At 34.6% G+C, this 549-nt stretch carries 1 protein-coding gene and 1 pseudogene; both read left to right on the plus strand.

The annotated features are described in order from the left end of the window. Positions 1-201 (plus strand): annotated as a pseudogene (locus ACFINI_RS10160) (single-stranded DNA-binding protein); the annotation flags it as partial. A 15-nt stretch (positions 202-216) separates the two neighbouring features. Beyond that, positions 217-549 (plus strand): hypothetical protein (locus ACFINI_RS10165; protein WP_375607479.1); only part of this gene is annotated, 333 nt, incomplete at its 3' end.

A 549-nucleotide genomic window follows, 5' to 3' on the forward strand; every position in this document is an offset into this window, starting at 1 on the left:
CTACAAACCCGTAAATGGCAAGATAAAAACGGTGTTGATCGCTATGTAACAGAAGTCATATTGCCTCAGTACAAAGGCGAGTTAAAGCTTTTAGATGGCAAAAATGATGATAATCAAGAGCAGTCATCACCTTATGACAGAAGCATTTACAGACCTCTTGATACGTCTCATACCGTTATGAATGATAGCGTTCCTTTTTAAACAGAAGGTGCTTTAATGGATAGTAAAAAGAAGTCTAGGGTTAGTACAGAAGAATCTGAACCCGTTTATATGCTTACAGAGAATGATATAGAGCTGTTAAGAGATTGTATGTCATCTACATCAATGAGTTATTACAGTATAGTGATGGGTGCTTTATTGAGTACACTTTTCATTCTGCTCTTAAAACTTTCTTGGGATCAAAGTCACTTAAAACTTAAGTTAGGTGTTGCTGCTGTAATATGCATTTTAGTGGTTTTATTGTTCTTTTTAAATCGAATTTCATGGTCAAGATCAGAGAGAATTTGGCAAGATATTAAACAGACATCTGAGGACATAAGTGAAAAAAAA

The organism is Bartonella sp. AA56HLJMS (assembly GCF_042197145.1).
In the GTDB taxonomy this organism is placed as follows: domain Bacteria; phylum Pseudomonadota; class Alphaproteobacteria; order Rhizobiales; family Rhizobiaceae; genus Bartonella.